This is a genomic window from Streptomyces sp. NPDC047869 (assembly GCF_040704065.1).
Classification (GTDB): domain Bacteria; phylum Actinomycetota; class Actinomycetes; order Streptomycetales; family Streptomycetaceae; genus Streptomyces.
Genome location: NZ_JBEYRK010000003.1, coordinates 54,031 through 72,268, shown reverse-complemented (window position 1 = coordinate 72,268; position 18,238 = coordinate 54,031). Strand labels below are relative to the sequence as shown.

Below are 18,238 nucleotides of genomic sequence, written 5' to 3'. Positions count from 1 at the left end.
TCGTAGGGGCAAACGCGTGAGGGGGTGGCTTGTGCTGCGCGGAGGGGCGCGCCGCGGCCAGAGGGCGTACGCCGGTGCGGACCGTACCGGCGGGGACCCACTGGACGCGGCCCAGGAACGCCGGGTGCGGGCGGTGCTCGCGCTCGGCGGGGTGCCGCAGGCGGACCTGCCGGACGGGGTGCAGCAGGTCCGCCTGCGGCTGCTGGAGCGGGCCGCGAGCGGGCGCGAGGCGCCGCGGGACGTGTCGGCCTGGGCGGCGGTCGTCGCCTCCAACCTCGCCATGGACTGGCACCGGGCCAAACGGCGCCAGGAGCGGCTGGGGGAGCGGCTGGCGGCCCTGCGCGAGCCCGCGCACCTGTCGGGCGAGGAGACCAGCGTGCTCTCGCTCGCCGTCGCCCGGGGCCTGGACGAACTGCCCGACGCCCAGCGCCAGGTCCTGATCCTGCGCTTCTTCGCCGACCTGCCGGTGCGCGGCATCGCCGAGGAACTGGGCGTTCCCGAGGGAACGGTCAAGAGCCGGCTGCACACGGCGGTCCGCGCCCTGCGCCGGCGACTGCACGAGGACGAGGTGGTGTGAGATGCCCGCCGGACACGAGGGCACCGGGGAGCACGGCGGCATGGACGCCCTGATGGCCGCCATCACGGGCACCCCCCTCCCGCCGGACGCCCAGGACGACCCCGCCTTCCTCGCGGAACACCGGTCGGCCGAGGCGGACGTCACGGTACTCAGGGAACAACTGGACTGGCTCGCGGAGGCGCTGACGGGGGAGCCTCGGCCGGAGCGGCCGGAGCGGCCGGAGCGGCCGGAGCGGGGGCCGGCGGCCGCCGAGGAGCACGGCCGGGCCGCGTCCGGGACGGCCGCCGCGGGCGCCGGCCGTGCTGAGCCCATCGCCAGGGGCGCCCGCCGTCCTCGGAGTGTCGGACGGCCGGGCGGTGCCGGGCGGCCCGCGCGGGCGGGCGGGGTCCGGCGGGGGGTGCGGGTGGTGCTCGGGGCGGTCGCCGGGGTGATGGCCTTCGGGCTGGTGGCGGGGCTCGGCTGGGTGGTGGTGCGGTCGGGCGGCGGTGCCTCGATGAGCTCGGACAAGAGCGCCGACGCCAAGAGCGAGGCGGATGCCCCGGCCCGGGCCGCGGGCGGGTCGGCGCTCTCCTGCTACCGGCTGCTCGCCGAGGGCACCGTGGCCCGGGTGGACCGGCGGACGCGGGCCCCCAGGATCCGCGTCGTGCTCACCGTGACCCGCTCCTACCGCCCCGCCCACGGCCCGTCGGAGGTCGCCTTCCTCCTCGGCGACGCCGCGAGCCCCGCCCCGCGCCGGGGGCAGCACGTGCTGGCCGGGGTGGGCCGGGGCCGGCAGGAGGCGACCCTGTGGGCCGTCGGCGACACCCGTGTGGCCGCCGAACGCGCCCGGCTCACCGGCACCGCGCCCGAGTCGGCGCCCGCCCCCTGCGACGAGCCGTGAGCGGGGCACCGTGAGGCCGTGGCACCGGGCCGCTGTCGAGGGAGCGCCGCCGCTGCTCGCCGCGGCGGCGGTCGTCGTCCTCGTCGTGCCGGAGCGAGGTCACGCGGACGTGTGTGCCGCTTGCGGCGGCTGGGACGGACCGTGCCGGGGGACGGTGACCCGGTGGACGGCGAAGGGGCGGGTGCCCGTGTCCGGACACCCGCCCCTCGCCTGGGATCACCCCGTTACGGCGTGACCTTCTCGATCTTCACGCTGCCGGTGCCCGCGGCGGTGCCGCGGCCGTTGACCAGCTGGACCTGGCCGAAGAACTCGCGGCCCGCGGGTGCCTCGGCGGCGGCCGTGACCTGCCCGCTCACCGTGGCCGAGTCGCCCGTGCCGAGCTTGACCGCGGCCGAGCCGTCGACCGTGACGTTGCCGAGCGTGCTGGAGAAGAACACGTCCCGGTAGTCGTAGTCGGTCGAGCCGGCGGGGACCGAGTAGCCGACGACCTTGACGGTGTACGTGCCGGCGGCCGGGGACGGGATGGAGACCGCCTCCTCCGAGTCGCCGTCCGCGGACTGCGCGACCTGCGTGCCGTTCGCGTCGTACACGGTCAGGTCCAGGTCGGCGGCCGCGTCGGAGACGTTGCCGATCGCCACGTCCAGGGACTTGGCGCCGGCCGGGACGTTGACCGTGGTGGTCTGCGTCTCGCCCTCCTTGATGGCCGGGCGGTCCGACTTGGCGGAGCCCAGCGGGCCGCCGACCAGCTTGCCGTCCAGCGCCGCGTACTTGTTGGTCACCTTCCAGGAGACGGTGGCCGGCGTGCCGACCTTCGCCTCGGGCACGGTCACGGTCTCCGGGTCGAAGGCCGCGCCGAGCACGGTGACGTCCAGCTTGTACGGGTTGTCGAGCAGCGGGGACGTACGGCGGGCCTCGACCTCGACCTCCCAGACGCCGGGCTGCGGGTCGGCGTAGGAGCGGACGTCCGGCTTGCAGCCGTTGCCGTCGAGGTAGTTGTTGTAGCAGTACGGGGTGCTGGTGTTGTCCACCGGAGTGCCGTACGGGTGGATCGAGATGAACCGGGTCTGGCTCTTGTCCTTCAGCCCGCCGATCGCGACCTCCAGCGACCTGGCGCCCTCGGGCACGGTCACGAAGTACGAGCGGGTGCTGTTGCGCTGCACCGAACCGGACGCGGACCAGGTGTAGTTCACCGGGGCGGCGACCACGACGGTGGTGAGGATCTGCTTGTCGACCCCCTCCGTGCGCGGGTCGTCGACGTCCAGGATCGCGCTCTTGAGGCCCGCGGAACCCGGAGCCGCCTGGACCTTGACCGTCACCGGCTGGTTCAGCGGCAGCCGCACCTCGTCGTCACCGAGGATCCGGAAGGTCCGGCCGGCGTTGTTCTCGAAGCTCAGCTCGTGCCGCAGGGCACGGTCCGGGCCGGAGGTACGGGTGATGGTGACGTCGTACGTCTTGCGCTGGCCGGCCTTCAGGCCGCCCTCGCGGTCGTACAGACCGGTGCCGAAGCCCGGGGTCTTCAGCGCGTAGTCGATCGCGGTGTCGACCGGGGCCTTCACGGTGTAGTCGTGGGCGGTGGCGCCGTCGCGGATCGCGTCCCAGGCGTCCACGATGTCGATGAGACCGGCGCCCTCCTCGTAGGCCTGGACGCCGCTGATGTGGTCGGCGGTCGAGGTCAGCGCCGTGCGCAGCTTCGCGGGCGTCAGGTCGATGCCCTTCTGCTTGGCGGCGCTCAGCAGCAGCGCGCTCGCGCCCGCCGCCTGCGGGGAGGCCATCGAGGTGCCCTGGAGCATCGAGTAGCCGGCCGGCAGCGAGTAGCCCGCCTCGGCGACCGGGGAGCCCGGCAGCCAGGTCTGGGTGGTGTTGATCGCGGCGCCGGGGGCGCTCAGGGTCGGGGTGAAGCCGCCGTCCTCACGCGGGCCGCGCGAGGAGAAGGGCATCATCGCGTACCGGGTCTCCACGGCCGAGCCGTAGTTGGCGGCCCAGGTCTCCTTGGAGATGGTCGCGCCGACGGAGATCACCTTGTCCGCGAGGCCGGGGTCGCCGATGGTGTTGGCGCCGGGGCCGGAGTTGCCCGCGGAGATCACCAGCTGGACGCCGTAGGTGTCGATGAGCCGCGTGTACAGCTCGGCGCGCGCGTTGTTGCCGTCGTTCAGCGCCGGCAGACCGCCGATGGACATGTTGACGATGTCGACGCCGCGATTGGCGACCAGGTCGATCATGCCCTCGGTGAGCGCGACGTTGGTGCAGCCGCCGCTCCAGGTGCAGGCCCGGGAGGAGACGATCTTCGCGCCGGGGGCCGCGCCGTTCATCCGCCCGCCGAACAGGCCGTTGGCGGAGGTGATGCCGGCGACGTGCGTGCCGTGCTCGGACTCGATGACGCCGATGTTGACGAAGTCGGCCGTCTTGCCGACCCAGTCGCCGCCGTACGGGTCGGTCGGCACGTCCTTGCGGATCTGCACGACGAACGGCTGCCGCTCGACCACGTCGGTCTTCGGGTCGTCGGTGCCGAAGTACCCGATCTGGTAGCCGTCCTTGTACGGCTTCATCGGGGTGTCGTCGGTGAAGTCGAAGTTGTTGTTCAGGTCGACGCGGACGGTGCCGGCGGCCGGGTCGTAGAGGATGCCCCAGACGTCGGTGGTGTCGCCGTCCCGGTTGGCGTCGCCCTTGGCGTCGCCGCCGGCCGTCGACGACTCGCGGAACAGGTTGACCTGGTAGCTGCCCTCGGGCGCCTTCCAGGTCGCGCCGCCGTAGGCGAACGACGGGCCGCTGACCGGGTTGGTCATCCGGCGCCAGGTGCCGTCGCCGTCGATGATCGGGTCGGTGGCGGTCACCCAGTCGGTGATCTTCCGCTCGCCCGTGGTGGTCTTCTGCAGCGCCGGGTGGCCGAGGTCCACGCCGGAGTCGAGGATGCCGATGGTGATGCCCCGGCCGTCCGCCTTCGGGTGGTCCTGGACGAAGTCGACGGCACCGGTCTCGAAGGACGGGTTGTACGGGTTCTCGGCCGGGGTGCTCTTGCCCGGCCCGGAGTAAGTGGACGCCGAACCCTGGCCCTTGGCCCCCTGGGCGGTGTCCGCGCTGGGCGTCGGGTCGTCCAGCGCGATCTCCTGGCGCAGGTCGATCGCGTGCACCGAGGACAGCTTCGCGGCGGCCGCGATCGCCGAGTCCGCCTTCGCGGTCGGCACGGTGGCGCGGACGTAGCCGAGCTTGTCGTAGGTGCGGCCCACCGAGCCGCCCTTGACCGCGTCCAGCTCCGAGGCGACCTGCTCGGTCTGCCCGGGGGCGGTGGCGATCATCATCGTGACGTTCTTGTCGCCGTCCGCCTTGGCCTCGGCGAGCCGGTCGGCGTCGTCCGAACCGAGCTTGTCGTGGGCGGACTTGACGGCGGGATCGGCCGTGGCGGGTGGCGCGTCCGCGCCGAGGGCCAGCGGTATGGGCCCGGCCGCGGAGAGGGCGGCCACCACGCCGACGGCCACGGCTATGCGGGCCAGGCGTCTCGGGCCGGATATCGGGTCGCGCTCGGGGGTGTGGGTCATCGGCATCCCTTGCAGGTGAGGAAACCAGTGCCGGACGAGCGCACAGCTTTACCCAAGGCAAAGGAATTTGGGGACCGTTGACCTGAACGTAATCAATGTATGGGGAAAACCCGCGATGGGATTTGGCGGGATGAATCCCGTCGTGTCCCGGATTGGCTCAACTCTCCTTGGTGCGGGCGTAATGCCGGGAGGCCTTGGCGCGGTTTCCGCACGACGCCATCGAGCACCAGCGGCGGGTGCCGTTCCGGGAGGTGTCGAAGAAGTGCAGGACGCACGCCTCGTGGGCGCAGCGGCGGATCCGGTCCGGGGCCCGGTCGAGCAGGTCCAGGTAGTCGCGGGCGGCCAGCCAGGCCGGAGCCCAGGAGGCGTCGGTGAACTCCGGTTCCTCGAAAGCTCCCTCGCCGGTCAGCCGCGCCCTGATGCGCCCGTGCGCCAGCACGGCGTCCACGAGCGGCGCGCCCTCCTCCAGTGACCCGTCCACCGCGGCGCCGAGGGCGTCCCGCGCCTGCCGCAGATGACGCAGTACGTCCGCGTCGGCCGGGTGCTCGCCGGCCAGCCCGTTGTCCGCGAGCCACACCGCGAGGCCCTCGGTGCCGTCGAGCAGGTCCTGGGGCGCGCCCTCCTTGATCCACCGGGTGTTGAGCAGGTCGAGGGCCAGGGGCTCGCCGGTGAGCGGGCGCGGTTCACGGGCGGTGGACATGAGGGGCTCCTTCTCTGCTAACCGCTCAAGCGTACGTGACCGGTTGACGCGTCGCTCTCTAACCCTCTAACGTGGTTTACGAAGGTTAGACAGTCCGAAGGGGAGAGCCATGACCTTGCGCACCGGCCACACCGGCCTGAACGTCACCGACCTCGACCGTTCCCTCGCCTTCTACCGGGACGTCCTGGGCTTCGCGCTGCTCGCCGAGGGCAAGGAGGACGGCCGCAGGTACGCGTTCCTCGGCGAGACCGGGGGAGACGGGCCCGTCCTCACCCTCTGGCAGCAGGCCCGCGACTCCTACGACGGCGGCCGGGCCGGACTGCACCACCTCGCCTTCGCGGTCGGCTCGGTGGACCGGGTCCGGGAGTACGAGGCGGCGCTCAGGGCCGCCGGGGTGGAGTTCGCCCACGAGGGCGTGGTGGCCCACCGGGAGGGCTCGGCCTCGGGCGGGATCTTCTTCCACGACCCGGACGGCACCCGCCTGGAGATCTCGGTCCCGCACGGCGCCGAGGGCGCGCCCGCTCCGCACGCATCCGCTCCGACCTGCGGTTTCTTCTAGGACCCCGCGCCATGAGCGTCTATCACGCCGGTTCACGCGCCGTGCAGGACCTGGTCGGCGTGCGGGACCGCGCCGACCACGTCGGCCGCTCCCTCGGGCCGGACGTCAAACCGGTCGCGGCGGCCTTCCTGGAGTTGCAGCCGCTGCTCGTCGTGGGCGCCGCCGACCCCGCCACGGGCCGGGTGTGGGCCTCGCCGGTCGCCGGCACCCCGGGATTCGTCCGGGCCACCGGGCCCCGGCGGATGTCCGTCACGGGCGGGCCGCACCCGGCCGACCCGCTCGCGGCGGCCCTGACCACGCCGGGCACCTCCGTGGGCACCATCGCCCTCGATCCGCGGACCCGCCGCCGGATGCGCCTCAACGGCCGGCTCCGGCCCGCACCCGGCGGCTTCGCCGTCGAGGCGGAGCAGGTGTTCGCCAACTGCCCCAAGTACATCCAGCGCCGGGAGACCTTCGAGCGGGTGCCGGACCGAGCGCCGGGCGCGCCCCGCCCGCTGACCCGGCTCGGCGCGGAGCAGGCCGCGCTCGTCGCGGCGGCCGACACCTTCTTCCTGGCCACCGTGCACACCGACGGCGCCGACGTCAGCCACCGCGGCGGCAACCCCGGCTTCGTCCGGGTCGTCTCACCGCGCGAACTGGCCTGGCCGGACTACCCCGGCAACGCCATGTTCCGCAGCCTCGGCAACCTGCACACCGACCCGCGTGCCGGACTGCTCTTCCTGGACTGGACGACCGGCACCACCCTCCAGCTCACCGGCTCGGCCCGCACCGGGTTCGGCGCCGGCGGCGAGCGGACCGTCCGCTTCACCGTCACCGGCGCCGTCCACACCCCGGCCGCCCTGCCGCTGCGCTGGTCCGCGCCGGAGTATTCACCCGCCAATCCGGACAACCCGCGCTAACGTCCGGTCATGCGAGAGAAGTTGAGGGTGGCGGCCTACGCCGTGTGCGTCCGTGACGGACAGATCCTGCTGGCCCGCTCACCGGCCCCCGGCGGCACCCAGGAGTGGGTGCTGCCGGGCGGCGGCATGGAGCACGGCGAGGACCCCTACGACACCGTCCGGCGCGAGGTCACCGAGGAGACCGGCTACCGGGTCGAGGTGACCCGGCTGCTCGGTGTGGACTCCTCCCGCCATGTCTTCCGCGGCGGCCGGCCGCCGCGCCGCACCGACCACCAGGGGGTGCGGATCCTCTACGAGGCCGAGATCACCGGCGGCGAACTCCGCTACGAGATCGGCGGCTCCACCGATTTCGCGGCCTGGCAGGACCTGGACGCGGTGCCCGGCCTCAACCGGATCCGCCTCGTCGACGTCGCGCTGCGGCTGTGGCGCGAGCGCCCGGAGACCGGACATCTCGGGCCCGGGGCCCATCCCCTACCCCGGCAGATGAACGAGGAGTGACCGCCTTTTGGCCCTCCGCGTTCCACTCCATGACCGCGCTCCGCACCCCGTGATCCACGTACGGTGATCGGTGTTGCGCGTTGCCGCCCCGTTCACGCACAGGTCATCCCCGGTGCCAACCATCCAGAGCGAGCGGGGCGTTCGCGCCTGCGACGGCCCGCGACCACCGCCGACGCGTTCGCACCCGGGGAGATCGCGCCATGTCGCGCATACGCTCTGTCGCCACCTCCACGCTGGGGGTCCACCGCCGTACCGTGCTCGCCGCCGCCGGAGCGGTCTCGCTCTCCGCGGGCGTCGGCTACGCCCTGCGCCCCACCGACAGCCAGGCCGCCACCACCGCCGAGCAGCCCGTCGCCAACTCCCGCAAGGCGGCACCGGCCCCGCTCGCCCCCTACACCAAGGGCACCACCCTCGCCTCCGTCGCCGCGCCGCTGAGCGGCTCCGGCTACCGGCGGCTCGGCGACGGCCCCGGCTGGAAGCGGGTCGTGCGGGACGAGCTGGCCGCCCCCAAGTCCGGCCGTACCGCCCGCCGTACCACCCTCGCGGCGTTCGTGCAGTTCACCGACCTGCACCTGATGGATGTGCAGCACCCGCTGCGCCTGGAGTTCCTGCGCGCCCACGACCCGCACGCCTGGCGTCCGCACGAGGCGCTCACCGTGCCCGGCGCCGTCTCGCTCGTCGAGCGGGTCAACGCGCTGCGCGGCGCCCCCGTCACCGGCGCCCCGCTGCACTTCGTGATGACCACCGGCGACAACACCGACAACAACGCCCGCTCCGAACTGGAGTGGTTCATGAAGGTGATGAGCGGCGGCCGCATCACCCCGGACTCCGGGGACCCGCGCCACTACGAGGGCGTGCAGAACAGCGGCCTGAAGCTGTACTGGCAGCCCGGCTCCACCGCACGCGACGGCGACAAGGCGCTCGGCTTCCCCTACCTGAAGGGCTTCCTGGCCGCCGCGACCCGCGAGGTCCGCAGCCCCGGCCTCAACCTGCCCTGGTACTCCACCGTCGGCAACCACGACGCCCTCCCGCTCGGCTGCTACGGCTCCCACGGCGACCCGTACCTCACCGAGGCGGCCATCGGCGGCCGGAAGCTGATGAGCGTCTCCGCCGCCGACGCCAGGAAGCTGCAGGACACCATCAAGAAGGCGACCGATCCCAAGGGCGTCGGCTACCGCGACTTCCTCAAGGCCCACGCCCGCTCCATGCGCCAGGTCACCCCGGACGAGAAGCGGGCCCCGTACACCCGGGCCGACTACCTGAAGGCCCACCTGGACCCCGCCCACCAGGGCGTCGGCCCGGCCGGTCACGGCTACTCCTCGGCGAACCTGGACGCGGACACCCAGTACTACGCCTTCCGCGTCTCCGAGGACGTCATCGGCATCAGCCTCGACACCACCGACCCCGGCGGCCACTACGAGGGGTCCGTCGGCACCGCCCAGCTCAAGTGGCTCGACAGGACGCTCAAGGACAACAAGGACTCCTACGCCGTCGTCTTCAGCCACCACACCAGCAAGACCATGACCAACACCCGCCCCGACCCGGGCCGCCCGGGGGAGCGCCGGCACAACGGCGCCGAGGTGGTCTCGGTGCTCTCCGCCCACCGCAATGTGCTCGCCTGGGTGAACGGCCACATCCACCGCAACGACATCACCCCGCACCGGGCCTCCGGCGGCGGCTCCTTCTGGGAGATCTCCACCGCCTCGCACGTCGACTTCCCCCAGCTCGCCCGGGTCGTCGAACTCGTCGACAACAAGGACGGCACGCTCTCCGTCTTCACCACCCTGGTCGAATCCGCCGCCCCGCACCGCACCGACCACACCGACCTCTCGCAGACCGGCCTCGCCGCCCTCTACCGTGAGCTGTCCTACAACGCCCCGGGCGCGAACAAGGCGTTGGCGGGCGACGCGGTGGACCGGAACACGGAACTGGTGCTGAAGAAGGGCTGAGAGTCACTCAACCGGGCCACTGGCAGGCACGATCCCGCGTGCTGCCGGGTATCTCCCCCCGACGGCACCGAACACCACACGTTGGGGGACAGCATGCGCGTCCGCACCGCCCTGGTGGGCACCACCGCCCTGCTCCTGTCGGCGGCCCTGGCGGGCCCGGCCGTCGCGGCCGGCCCCGGCGCCGGCGGCCACGTGGCCACCCGCCGGGCGGTCGAGGCGGCGGTCGCGGCCGGTGTGCCCGGGGTGACCGTCACCGCGAAGGACATCCGGGGCACCTGGTCGGCGACCGCGGGCGTGGGCGACGTCGTCACCGGCGCGCCGCGCTCGGCCGCCGACCGCTACCGCGTCGGCAGCATCACCAAGACCTTCGTCGCCATCGTCCTGCTCCAGCTGGAGGCGGAGGGCCGGCTCACCCTGGACGACACGGTGGACACCTGGCTGCCCGGGCTGCTGCGGGGCCATGGCCACGACGGCCGCCGGATCACCGTCCGGCAGCTGCTGAACCACACCAGCGGCGTCTACAACTACACCTCCGACGCCGACTTCGTCCGCGCCCACTTCCTCAGGGACGGCTTCTTCCGGCACCGCTACGACACGCTCACCCCGCGCGACCTGGTGGAGACCGCCATGCGGCACGAGCCGGACTTCGCGCCGGGCACGTCCTGGAAGTACTCCAACACCAACTACGTCGTCGCCGGCATGGTGATCGAGAAGGTGACGGGCCGGTCGTACGCCACCGAGATCGAAAGGCGCGTCATCCGGCCGCTGCGGCTCACCGCCACCTCGCTGCCCGGCACCCGGGTCACCGTCCCCCGGCCCAGCAGCCGCGCCTACTCCAAGCTCGCACCGACATCGACGGGTCCGACCTACGACGTCACCGAGCTCAACCCCTCCATCGCCTCCGCGGCCGGTGAGATGATCTCCGACTCGGTGGATCTCGACCGCTTCTACTCCGCCCTGCTGAGCGGGAAGCTGCTCCCGTCCCGGCAGCTCAAGGAGATGAAGACCACCGTGCGGGTCGACGGCTCCCGCGACACCGGCTACGGGCTGGGCCTGATGGACACCAGGCTGAGCTGCGGCGTCCATGTCTGGGGCCACGACGGCGGCATCCACGGCTCCGCCACCTCGGCGATGACCACGGCCGACGGCCGGCACTCCCTCGCGCTCAACTTCAACGGCGACTGGGTGGGCGGCACCGGCGCCGTGACCGAGAAGGAGTTCTGCGGAGGTTAGTCCTCCGCGCCCGCCGGCCTTCCGGGAGCCCGGACTACCGGGGCAGCACCACGACGTACGCGGCCGGATCGCGGTCGCCGGACGCCATCAGGGCCGTCCGGACCACCGCCGCCTGCTGGTCCATGGACTCCCTGAGCTTGCGGGGGGTGATGTGGACGACCGTGATCCCCAGCCGCTCCAGGTGCTCCCGCTTGCGCGCGTACTCCGACCACATCGCGTCGTCGTCCTGCCGGGGCGCGCGGGTGTCGAGCTCCACCCCGACCGCCTGCTCGGGCCAGTACGCGTCCAGACCGCCGAGGTGGGGCCCGCCGGGCAGGCGCAGGTCCACGTTCCAGACCGGGTCGGGCAGTCCGTGCTCGCCGACCATCCGGTACAGCCGGTTCTCGGCGACCGCCCGGCCCTCGGCCACCAGCGAGTCCACCGCGCCCACCACGTGCGGGCGGTTCAGCAGCTTCGCCCGGGTCAGTTCGCGCACCACCGCCGCCGGTTCGCAGTGGCCGTCGCGCACCGCCTCGGTCAGCAGCCGGCGTACCGCGCCCGCGTCCGTCAGTCCCGCCACCGCGTCCGCCAGCGCGCGCGGGACCGGCGCCACCGGCAGTCCCGTCACCGCCACCGGCGTGGGCAGGTCCGGGGCGCGCAGCACACGGACGTAGCCCGTGGTGCGCAGCCGGCGCAGCCGCGGGACCAGGACGTCGACGCGGTCCAGGGAGAGCAGCGGCGGGGTGGACGAGAAGCCGTGCAGGGTGAGCCCCGCCAGACCCGTGATCATCGTCTCCGGGTAGACCGGGCGGTGCGGGTCGCCGGCTGTGGGCTGGGTGGGAACGCCCGGAGCCGATTCCCGCGCCGCGTACAGCAGCGCGCCGTGCAGCCGCTCCTCGCTGGTCGGCGGGCCGGGGTGGAGCAGGACCACGTTCGGCAGCAGCAGCTGCCAGGTGCCGCCGGGACGGCACTGCTCGTTCAGCTCGGCGGTGGAGACCCCGTGGGACCGGAGCTGAGCGGGCGTCATGAGGCGCCGGCGGACGTCGGGGAGGTGGCGCAGGGTGCGGGGGGAGAGCGGGGTGTCGTGCGTCATGGCGTCGACGTTCCCGCGCTTCGTCCCTCCTGTAACCGCTGTTACAGGCTCGTCGAAGAATGCGGACAACACGGCATTAAAGGACGGGTGTTCGGATGCCGAGTAGAGGCCGGAAACCCCTGGTCCGATCGGTTACGGACCAGGGGTTACGGCTGCTATTGACTGAATTCCGTAACGGTCACCGAGAGCGGAATCCCTGGCCAAGGCTCATCGGCCGGCCGCCGCCTCGTCGCACTCCTGTGCGCGCAGCGCCCGCGCCAGGTCGTCCCGTGCCTCCAGCACCAGCCGGCGCAGCGCCGGGGCCGCGTCCGCGTGCGCCTCGAGCCAGGCGTCGGTCGCCGCCAGCGTCTCCGGCCGGTCCTGGTGGGAGGGGTACAGACCGCGCACGACGTCCATGCCGATCTGGATCGACCGCTCCCGCCACACCCGCTCGATCACCGCGAAGTACTTCTCCGCGTACGGCGCGGTCAGCTCCCGCTGCGAGGGCAGGCCGAAGCCCGCGATGGTCGCCTCCACGAGCGCGTTGGACAGCTTGTCGGACTCCACCACCTGCGCCCAGGCCTGCGCCTTCACCGCCGCCGACGGGCGGGCCGCCAGGCAGCGGACCTGGTGCCGCTTGCCGGACGCCGTGTCGTCGCGGGCCAGTTCGGCCGCCAGCACCGCCTCGTCCGCCATGCCGTACGCCGCCAGCGGCTCCAGGAACGCCCAGCGCAGCTCCTGGTCCACCGCCAGTCCTTCGACCGTCTCCGTGCCGTCCAGCAAGCCCTTCAGCAGGGCGAGGTCCGCCTCCGCCGACGCCACCGCGGCGAAGAAGCGCGCCCAGGCGAGCTGCTGCTCGCTGCCCGGCCCGGCCGCCCGCAGCTCGCGCAGCGCGCCCTCGGCCACCAGCCGCTCGCCGGTCGCCCGCCACGCCGGCGCCGCGTAGTGCACCAGCGCCGAGTTGGCCCAGGCGTGCAGCATCTGCAGCACCCCGATGTCGGACTCGCGGCCCGCGAACCGGAGCACCAGGCCGATGAAGTCCCGGGCGGGAAGCAGGCCGTCACGGGTCGAGTTCCACAGCGCCGACCAGCACAGGGCGCGGGCCAGCGGGTCGGTGAGCGCGCCCAGGTGCTCGCGCAGGGTGGCCAGCGAGGTCTCGTCGAAGCGGACCTTGCAGTACGTCAGGTCGTCGTCGTTGACCAGCACCAGCTCCGGCGCCTCGGCACCGGCCAGCTCCGCCACGACCGTACGCGGCCCCTCGACGTCCGTTTCCACGCGCGCGTACCGCTCCAGCGCGCCGTCGGGTGTCCGCCGGTACAGGCCCACCGCGACCCGGTGCGGACGCAGCTCCGGGTGCGTCTCGGGCGCCTCCTGGACCACGGCCAGCTCGGCGATCCGGCCGCCCTCGGTGTCCAGCAGCGCCTGCGGGGTCAGCGAGTTGACGCCGGCCGTCTGCAGCCAGGACCGGGCCCACACCGTCATGTCCCGGCCACTGGTCTCCGCCAGCACCGACAGCAGGTCGCCGAGACGGGTGTTGCCGTAGGCGTTGCGCTTGAAGTAGCGGCGGGCGCCCTCGAGGAAGGCGTCCTGGCCGACGTACGCCACCAGCTGCTTGAGCACGGAGGCGCCCTTGGCGTAGGTGATGCCGTCGAAGTTGAGCTTGGCGTCCTGCAGGTCGCGGATGTCCGCCGTGATCGGGTGCGTGGAGGGCAGCTGGTCCGCGCGGTAGGCCCAGGCCTTGCGGCGGTTGGCGAAGGTGATCCAGGCGTCGGTGAAGCGGGTCGCGCCGACGTTGGCGAACGTGCCCATGAAGTCCGCGAAGGACTCCTTCAGCCACAGGTCGTCCCACCACTCCATGGTGACCAGGTCGCCGAACCACATGTGGGCCATCTCGTGCAGGATCACGTTGGCCCGCGCCTCGTACGACGCCTGCGTCACCTTGCCGCGGAAGATGTACTCCTCGCGGAAGGTCACCAGACCCGGGTTCTCCATCGCCCCGAGGTTGTACTCGGGGACGAACGCCTGGTCGTACTTCCCGAACGGGTACGGGTAGTCGAAGTGGTCGTGGAAGAAGTCCAGGCCCTGCTTGGTGACCAGGAAGACGTCCTCGGCGTCGAAGTGCGGGGCGAGCCCCTTGCGGCACATCGCGCCCAGCGGGATCTCCAGCCTCGTGCCGTCCTCGAAGACCCGCTCGTAGCGGTCCGTCACGTAGTGGTACGGCCCCGCCACCACACAGGTGATGTAGGTCGAGATCGGCTTGGTCTCCGCGAACCGCCAGACGCCGTCCACGAGTTCACCGGCGCCGTTGCTCCACACCGTCCAGCCCTCGGGCGCCCGCACCTCGAAGCGGTACGGCGCCTTCAGGTCCGGCTGCTCGAAGTTGGCGTAGACCCGGCGGGCGTCGGCCGGCTCGTACTGGGTGTAGAGGTAGACCTCGCCGTCCTCGGGGTCGACGAAGCGGTGCATGCCCTCACCGGTGCGGGAGTAGGCGCACTGGGCGTCGACCGTCAGCTCGTTCTCGGCGGCCAGGTCCTCCAGCAGGATCCGGGAGCCGTCGAAGACCGCGCCGGGGTCCAGGTCCTTCCCGTTGAGCGTGACCGAGGTCACGTCCGGCGCGATCAGGTCGGCGAAGCTCGACGCGCCCGGCTCGTTGCAGCGGAACCTGATCACCGTCACCGAACGGAAGGTGCGCGGTTCGGTGCCCCCGCCTCCGGGGGCGGACCGCAGGTCCAGCGCCACCTCGTAGCCGTCCACAGACAGCAGGGCGGCCCGCTCCCGGGCCTCGTCACGGGTCAGATTCTCACCGGGCACGTCGTGGCACTCCTTCGTGGTCGCACGGACACCTCACAACAGGACCGATCCTGCCATGCGCACCTGACACGGCACATCAGGGAAAGCCCTCGACATGGCCGGGGCGGGAATGGCCGCAGCGGCGGTTCTGTTGCCGCTTCAAAAGACCTTCGCTGAGGAGAAGCATGTCCGAGACCGCGAACCCCTCCGGCAAGACCCCCGTGGACTTCTGGTTCGACCCGCTGTGCCCCTGGGCCTGGATGACCTCCCGCTGGGTGCTGGAGGTCGAGAAGGTCCGGGACATCGAGGTCAGCTGGCACATCATGAGCCTCGCCGTCCTCAACGAGAACCGGCTGGACGAGCTGCCCGAGGACTACCGCGACATGCTCGCCACCAAGGCCTGGCAGCCGGTGCGCGTGGTCACCGCCGCCTGGCAGAAGCACGGGGCGGACATCCTCGGCCCGCTCTACACCGCGCTCGGCACCCGCATCCACAACAACGGCGAGGGCCCCACCCTGGAGGCCGTCGCGGGCGCGCTCGCGGACGTCGGCCTGCCCGCCGAGCTGATCGAGTACGCCGAGCAGCAGGACTTCGAGTTCGACGCCGAGCTGCGCGCCTCCCACAAGGAGGGCATCGAGAAGGTCGGCCAGGACGTCGGCACCCCGGTCATCGCGGTGCCGGGCCCCGACGGCGAGCAGATCGCCTTCTTCGGCCCCGTCGTCACCCCCGCCCCCAAGGGCGAGGAGGCGGCCCGCCTGTGGGACGGCGCCCTCGCGGTCGCCTCCGTCCCCGGCTTCTACGAGATCAAGCGGACCCGCACCAAGGGCCCGGACTTCAGCAACCTGTAGAGCCCGCGCACAGCCGGAGGGCCCCCGCGAGTCCTGTCCTCGCGGGGGCCCTCCCGCATCCGCCCGCCGTCGTGAAGGGTGAGAAGACGATCACGGGGCGGGACGTTCTCAGGGGGCGGGCGACAGCACGTCCGCGCGGGACCCGGCGGCCTTTGGTAGGCAGGTCGGGCAGCGCCTGCACGGGCATGGGCGGGTTCCCCTCCGAACCTTATTGCAAGTCTCTTGCAACTACACGCTAGCAACAGCAAGGCGTGGGCGACGCAAAGGCCCCCGTGTGTCGTACACGGGGGCCTTCGGAGTGGGAGCGGGGCGGCGCCCGGTCAGCTCCTGGCGCGGGCCCGCTGCCGGGCGTAGCCCACGGCCGCGAGGAACAGCGTCATGCCGCCGGTCGGCAGCAGTTGCAGGCGGGTGTCCGGCTCCCGGGCCATGAGGACGAAGATCGCCGCCATGCCGGCCAGGGCGACCCAGGTCAGGTACGGGAACGCCCACATCCGCACGACCAGCTTCTCGGGCGCCTCGCGCTCGATGCGGCGGCGCAGCAGCAGCTGGGAGACCGCGATGAAGATCCAGACGACCAGGATCACCGCGCCGATCATGTTCAGCAGCCAGGCGAAGACGTCGTCCGGCCGCCAGTAGCTGAGCAGCACGCACCCGAAGCCGACGACCGACGAGACGAGGACGGCGATGCGCGGCACCCCGCCGGAGACCTTCGCCAGCGCCTTCGGACCCTGGCCGCGCTCGACCAGCGAGTAGGCGATGCGCGAGGAGCCGTAGATGTTGGCGTTCATCGCCGACAGCAGGGCCACCAGGATGACCACGTTCATCACCTGGTCGGCGCCGGGGAGGCCGATCTGCCGCAGGGCCGCGACGTACGGGCCGTCCGTCACGACCGCCTCCGCGTTCCACGGGACCAGGGTCACGATGACCGCCATCGAGCCGATGTAGAACAGGGCGATCCGCCACATCGCGGTGCGCACCGCGCTCGCCACGCCCTTGACCGGGTCCTGCGACTCGGCCGCCGCGATGGTGACCGTCTCCAGGCCGCCGTAGGCGAAGACCGAGGCCAGCAGGCCGATCACCAGGCCCTCGCTGCCGTTCGGCAGGAAGTCGCCGAGGTGGGAGGTGCCGGGGGAGTGGGTGCCGGGCAGGACGCCGGCGACCGCCAGGCCGCCGAGGACCAGGAACAGGCCGATCGCGCCGACCTTCAGCGCCGCGAACCAGAACTCGAACTCGCCGAAGTTCTTCACGGCCGCGAGGTTCGCACCGCAGAACACGAGCATGAACAGGGCCACCCAGGCCCACTGCGGAGTGCCCGGCAGCCAGCCCTGCACGATCTTCGCGGCGCCGATGCCCTCCAGGCCCACCGCGGTGCACAGCAGCACCCAGAACGACCAGCCGGCGGCGAACCCGGCCCAGGGGCCGATGGCCCGCTCGGCGTGGGCGGAGAACGATCCCGACGACGGGTAGGCGGCCGACATCTCGCCGAGCATCCGCATCACCAGCATCACCAGCACGCCGGAGATCGCGTACGCGACGACGATGGAGGGCCCGGCGGCCGCGATACCGGCGCCGGAGCCGACGAACAGGCCGGCGCCGATCACTCCGCCGAGGGCGATCATCGACAGGTGGCGCTGCTTGAGACCGTGGGAGAGGGAGTCGCCGGACCGCTGCCGCGGTGGCGTCTGGAGGGTGCTGTGGGGCATGGGCGCGGCTCGTCCAGTCATCGGCGGGCAAAAACCCGGCCAGTCTGGGCGGCCCCTTCGCTCCCGCGAAGGGGCCGCCCAGCATGCGGACACGCGCCGTACGAAGGGTGAGACTCCGGTTACGCGGCGACCGGGGTGTAGTGCGAGGCGTCGCCCTCGATCGAGTAGCTCTCCTTGCCCTCGACACCGACCGGGACGTCACCGGCGGCGGTCACCCGGTGCAGCCGGCGTGGCCGCCCGTCGTAGTTGTCGATGGCGTAGTGCTGCGTGATGCGGTTGTCGAAGAGCACGAGCTGGTTCGGCGACCAGCGGTGGCGCAGCACGTTCTCCGGGCGGGTGACGTACGCCTGGAGCAGATCGAGGATCTTGCGGGACTCGCCCACCGACAGCCCCACGATCCGCTGCGCGAACCCGCCGATGAACAGGCCCCGCTCACCGGTCAGCGGGTGGACGCGGACCACCGGATGGGCGGTGCGGTACTTGATGGAGGTGAACTGGGCGCGCTGAGCGGCCTTGTCCTCGTCGACCGCCTCGTCCGGCACGGCGTAGTCGTAGTCGTTGGTGTGCTCGGCCCACAGGGTGTCGGCGAGCCGGCGCAGCGGCTCGGGCAGGTCGCGGTAGGCGGCCGCCGCGTTGGCGATCAAGGTCTCGCCGCCGTACGGCGGGACGGTGATCGAGCGCAGGGTGCTGGCCTGCGGCGGGTTGAGGACGAAGGTGACGTCGGTGTGCCAGTGGTTGGCGCGGCCCCGCTCGCTGTCCACGGGCAGCACGTTCGGGGAGCCCTCGACGGCGCCGACCGTCGGATGGGCGGTGGTGAGGTCGCCGAGGTGGCGGACGAACGCCTGCTGGCCGGCGTCGTCCAGGCGCACGTCGTCGAAGACGAGCGCCTTGTGGGCGTTCAGCGCCTCGCGGATGCCGGCGAGCTCCTCGGCGGCGAGCGGCCGGGAGATGTCGACGCCGGAGACGCGGGCGCCGATGCGAGCGGTGACCTTGGTGATCTCGAGGGACATGTTCGGTG

14 protein-coding genes are annotated in these 18,238 nt (G+C 72.4%); 8 read left to right on the top strand and 6 right to left on the bottom strand.

Annotation, left to right across the window (positions count from 1 at the left end):
* Nucleotides 1–34: 34 nt before the first annotated feature.
* Both AB0924_RS05065 and AB0924_RS05060 read left to right on the top strand, forming a co-directional pair.
* Entirely contained in the window at nt 35–577 is a 543-nt protein-coding gene (locus AB0924_RS05065; protein WP_366910833.1) for a sigma-70 family RNA polymerase sigma factor, read from the top strand.
* 1 nt (nt 578) lies between these two features.
* On the top strand, nt 579–1,457 hold the full coding sequence (locus tag AB0924_RS05060) for a hypothetical protein (RefSeq protein ID WP_366910676.1): 879 nt from the start codon (nt 579–581) through the stop codon (nt 1,455–1,457).
* Nucleotides 1,458–1,681: 224 nt separating this feature from the next.
* Here AB0924_RS05060 and AB0924_RS05055 read toward each other — a convergent pair whose 3' ends face one another.
* A complete protein-coding gene (locus tag AB0924_RS05055) occupies nt 1,682–4,990 on the bottom strand; it encodes a S8 family serine peptidase (RefSeq protein WP_366910675.1) in 3,309 nt (1,102 codons plus the stop codon).
* A 157-nt stretch (nt 4,991–5,147) separates the two neighbouring features.
* Complete coding sequence (locus tag AB0924_RS05050) at nt 5,148–5,690, bottom strand: CGNR zinc finger domain-containing protein (protein ID WP_358931426.1); 543 nt, start codon at nt 5,688–5,690, stop codon at nt 5,148–5,150.
* Nucleotides 5,691–5,799: 109 nt separating this feature from the next.
* On the opposite strand from AB0924_RS05050, the gene AB0924_RS05045 reads away from it, so the two are divergent.
* The 5 genes from AB0924_RS05045 (at nt 5,800) to AB0924_RS05025 (ending at nt 10,828) form a co-directional block, all read left to right on the top strand.
* The gene (locus tag AB0924_RS05045) at nt 5,800–6,249 is read left to right on the top strand and encodes a VOC family protein (protein ID WP_358931424.1); all 450 of its coding nucleotides are present in this window, start codon (nt 5,800–5,802) and stop codon (nt 6,247–6,249) included.
* Nucleotides 6,250–6,260: 11 nt separating this feature from the next.
* Nucleotides 6,261–7,148, top strand: coding sequence for a pyridoxamine 5'-phosphate oxidase family protein (locus AB0924_RS05040; protein WP_366910674.1), 888 nt, complete (start codon nt 6,261–6,263; stop codon nt 7,146–7,148).
* Between the two features lie 9 nt (nt 7,149–7,157).
* Nucleotides 7,158–7,646 carry an NUDIX hydrolase gene (locus AB0924_RS05035; RefSeq protein WP_366910673.1) on the top strand — a complete coding sequence of 163 codons (489 nt, stop codon included), beginning with the start codon at nt 7,158–7,160 and terminating at the stop codon, nt 7,644–7,646.
* A 200-nt stretch (nt 7,647–7,846) separates the two neighbouring features.
* On the top strand, nt 7,847–9,595 hold the full coding sequence (locus tag AB0924_RS05030) for a TIGR03767 family metallophosphoesterase (protein ID WP_358931418.1): 1,749 nt from the start codon (nt 7,847–7,849) through the stop codon (nt 9,593–9,595).
* A 93-nt stretch (nt 9,596–9,688) separates the two neighbouring features.
* Complete coding sequence (locus AB0924_RS05025; RefSeq protein WP_366910672.1) at nt 9,689–10,828, top strand: serine hydrolase domain-containing protein; 1,140 nt, start codon at nt 9,689–9,691, stop codon at nt 10,826–10,828.
* Between the two features lie 34 nt (nt 10,829–10,862).
* Here the strand turns inward: AB0924_RS05025 and AB0924_RS05020 are convergent, their stop codons facing one another.
* On the bottom strand, nt 10,863–11,900 hold the full coding sequence (locus tag AB0924_RS05020; RefSeq protein ID WP_358931414.1) for a hypothetical protein: 1,038 nt from the start codon (nt 11,898–11,900) through the stop codon (nt 10,863–10,865).
* 207 nt (nt 11,901–12,107) lie between these two features.
* Nucleotides 12,108–14,690 (bottom strand): aminopeptidase N, encoded by a 2,583-nt coding sequence (gene pepN / locus AB0924_RS05015; RefSeq protein ID WP_366910671.1) that lies wholly within the window; start codon nt 14,688–14,690, stop codon nt 12,108–12,110.
* A 164-nt stretch (nt 14,691–14,854) separates the two neighbouring features.
* Between pepN and AB0924_RS05010 the strand changes: the two genes are divergently transcribed.
* The gene (locus tag AB0924_RS05010; RefSeq protein WP_366910670.1) at nt 14,855–15,517 is read left to right on the top strand and encodes a DsbA family protein; all 663 of its coding nucleotides are present in this window, start codon (nt 14,855–14,857) and stop codon (nt 15,515–15,517) included.
* Between the two features lie 320 nt (nt 15,518–15,837).
* Here the strand turns inward: AB0924_RS05010 and AB0924_RS05005 are convergent, their stop codons facing one another.
* Together AB0924_RS05005 and AB0924_RS05000 are read right to left on the bottom strand one after the other, a co-directional pair.
* Entirely contained in the window at nt 15,838–17,220 is a 1,383-nt protein-coding gene (locus AB0924_RS05005; protein ID WP_366910669.1) for an amino acid permease, read from the bottom strand.
* A 119-nt stretch (nt 17,221–17,339) separates the two neighbouring features.
* Nucleotides 17,340–18,230, bottom strand: a complete 891-nt coding sequence (locus AB0924_RS05000; protein ID WP_358931405.1) for a TauD/TfdA family dioxygenase — start codon at nt 18,228–18,230, stop codon at nt 17,340–17,342.
* Nucleotides 18,231–18,238: the final 8 nt, after the last annotated feature.

What these genes read in the sequence shown, in the direction of transcription:
- AB0924_RS05050 (WP_358931426.1), bottom strand. Translation starts at nt 5,690, where the DNA reads ATGTCCACCGCCCGTGAACCGCGCCCGCTCACCGGCGAGCCCCTGGCC.
- AB0924_RS05005 (WP_366910669.1), bottom strand. Translation starts at nt 17,220, where the DNA reads ATGCCCCACAGCACCCTCCAGACGCCACCGCGGCAGCGGTCCGGCGAC.
- AB0924_RS05055 (WP_366910675.1), bottom strand. Translation starts at nt 4,990, where the DNA reads ATGACCCACACCCCCGAGCGCGACCCGATATCCGGCCCGAGACGCCTG.
- AB0924_RS05045 (WP_358931424.1), top strand. Translation starts at nt 5,800, where the DNA reads ATGACCTTGCGCACCGGCCACACCGGCCTGAACGTCACCGACCTCGAC.
- AB0924_RS05040 (WP_366910674.1), top strand. Translation starts at nt 6,261, where the DNA reads ATGAGCGTCTATCACGCCGGTTCACGCGCCGTGCAGGACCTGGTCGGC.
- AB0924_RS05030 (WP_358931418.1), top strand. Translation starts at nt 7,847, where the DNA reads ATGTCGCGCATACGCTCTGTCGCCACCTCCACGCTGGGGGTCCACCGC.
- AB0924_RS05000 (WP_358931405.1), bottom strand. Translation starts at nt 18,230, where the DNA reads ATGTCCCTCGAGATCACCAAGGTCACCGCTCGCATCGGCGCCCGCGTC.
- AB0924_RS05020 (WP_358931414.1), bottom strand. Translation starts at nt 11,900, where the DNA reads ATGACGCACGACACCCCGCTCTCCCCCCGCACCCTGCGCCACCTCCCC.
- AB0924_RS05060 (WP_366910676.1), top strand. Translation starts at nt 579, where the DNA reads ATGCCCGCCGGACACGAGGGCACCGGGGAGCACGGCGGCATGGACGCC.
- AB0924_RS05035 (WP_366910673.1), top strand. Translation starts at nt 7,158, where the DNA reads ATGCGAGAGAAGTTGAGGGTGGCGGCCTACGCCGTGTGCGTCCGTGAC.
- AB0924_RS05010 (WP_366910670.1), top strand. Translation starts at nt 14,855, where the DNA reads ATGTCCGAGACCGCGAACCCCTCCGGCAAGACCCCCGTGGACTTCTGG.
- AB0924_RS05025 (WP_366910672.1), top strand. Translation starts at nt 9,689, where the DNA reads ATGCGCGTCCGCACCGCCCTGGTGGGCACCACCGCCCTGCTCCTGTCG.